The following is a 1,116-nucleotide window of genomic DNA, read 5'->3' on the forward strand; positions in this document are numbered from 1 at the left end:
CGACGAGGCACCGGCGCGCGGCGAACACCTCGGGGGCGTGCGCCGCGATCCCGGGTGCGGCCGGACTGCCCGCGGCGGTCCGGCCGCGTCCCGGCTCAGGTCGCGCGCCAGTACCCCAGCGCGTGCACCCGCTGCTTCGGCACGCCCAGTTCCTTGCGCACGAACGCCGACAGCGCGCGGGTGGTCGCGGTGTCGCAGGCGATCCACACGTACGGGTCGGGGGTGGACCGCAGCAGCTCGGGCAGGTCGGCCCGGACCCGTTCGAGCAGCGCCGCCCCGGCCCCCGACCGGGGCACCTCGCGCACCTCGACCCGGCCGGGTCCGGCCAGGAAGGGCAGCCCGTCGAGGGCGCCCTCGAACCAGAGGGTCGCCGGAGCCCCGTCCAGCGCGCCGAGCAGCGAGTTGACGGCCGGCAGCGAGGCCGGGTCGCCGATCGCGAGGATGTGGGAGGGGGCGGGGTCCGGCTCCTCGAACCCCGTGCCCTGCACGGTCGCCTCGATGGTGTCGCCGGGCTTCGCCGCCCTGGCCCAGTCGCTGGCGCACCCCTCGTGCAGGGCGAACTCCAGGCCGAAGGTGCCGGCCACCGGGTCGGGGTCGACCAGGGTGTACGCCCGCTGGTGCGGCTTGCCCGCGTTGTCGAACCACAGCCGCACCCACATCGTGGGGTGGTGACCGGTCGCCGCCAGCATCCCGCCGTCGGTGAAGCGCACCCGCCGGTAGTCGGCGGTGACGTCCTCCGCGCCGGTCACGGTGAACGTGAAGTCCTTCGCGCGGAACAATTTGAGGACCGCGCCCTCCCAACCCCGCCCCTGCCCCATCGCGTCTTCACCCTTCGCGTACGATTCCGCCACGGTTTACTTAGGGGAGCCTAACCTAATGGGAAATGAGGGCACAGTGGGTGGCGAGATCTTCCGGGACCCCTGGGGCGTCCCCCATCTGCGCGCGGGGGACGCGAACGGACTCGCGTACGCCCAAGGCCGGGTCACCGCCCTCGACCGGGCCTGGCAGCTCGAGGTCGAACGGCACCGCGCGCAGGGCACCTCGGCCTCGTTCCTCGGCCCCGAGGCGCTCCCCTGGGACCGTTTCGTCCGCCGCGCCCGCCTGGCCGACACGGCC

General features: G+C 74.4%; 2 protein-coding genes. One reads left to right on the forward strand and one right to left on the reverse strand.

Annotated elements, in window-relative coordinates; all coding sequences use genetic code 11:
- Window positions 1-95: 95 nt before the first annotated feature.
- Window positions 96-818 (reverse strand): siderophore-interacting protein, encoded by a 723-nt coding sequence (locus tag B7767_RS34675; protein WP_085575564.1) that lies wholly within the window; start codon window positions 816-818, stop codon window positions 96-98.
- A 76-nt stretch (window positions 819-894) separates the two neighbouring features.
- Here B7767_RS34675 and B7767_RS34680 point away from each other — a divergent pair.
- Window positions 895-1,116 (forward strand): penicillin acylase family protein (locus B7767_RS34680; RefSeq protein ID WP_218775838.1); only part of this gene is annotated, 222 nt, incomplete at its 3' end.

Origin of the sequence: Streptomyces sp. 13-12-16 (assembly GCF_002114215.1) — a bacterium.
Taxonomy (GTDB): domain Bacteria; phylum Actinomycetota; class Actinomycetes; order Streptomycetales; family Streptomycetaceae; genus Streptomyces.

Excerpts from the sequence above, each read along its gene's own strand:
- B7767_RS34675 (WP_085575564.1), bottom strand. The coding sequence starts at position 818 with ATGGGGCAGGGGCGGGGTTGGGAGGGCGCGGTCCTCAAATTGTTCCGC.